The organism is Achromobacter sp. SIMBA_011 (assembly GCF_046535435.1).
Classification (GTDB): domain Bacteria; phylum Pseudomonadota; class Gammaproteobacteria; order Burkholderiales; family Burkholderiaceae_B; genus Achromobacter; species Achromobacter dolens.
The window spans coordinates 1-258 of the sequence record NZ_JAWRWN010000750.1 but is presented as its reverse complement, the minus strand read 5'-3'; the positions used below and the strand labels follow the sequence as shown (position 1 = coordinate 258).

Below are 258 nucleotides of genomic sequence, written 5' to 3'. Positions count from 1 at the left end.
ACCGACTGGCTCGCAGAGGCCGATCACGGAGGCTTCTATCAGGCCGTCGCTAACGGCACTTACGCGAAATATGGCCTCGACGTTGAAATTCTTCAGGGTGGCCCCGGCGCACAGAACCGCGCCCTGCTCCTGACAGGGAAACTCGATTTCTATCTGGGCACCCAACAGGAGCAGCTTGTCGGCGTCGAGCATGGCATTCCCCTCGTTGATGTTGCCGCGTTCTATCAGAAGAACGCCCAGGTCATTTTGGCTCATTCC

At 58.1% G+C, this 258-nt stretch carries 1 protein-coding gene; it reads left to right on the top strand.

What is annotated here, in order from left to right; all coding sequences use genetic code 11:
- A partial coding sequence (locus tag SB816_RS32985; RefSeq protein WP_410548378.1) for an ABC transporter substrate-binding protein occupies positions 1–258 on the top strand: 258 nt, incomplete at both ends.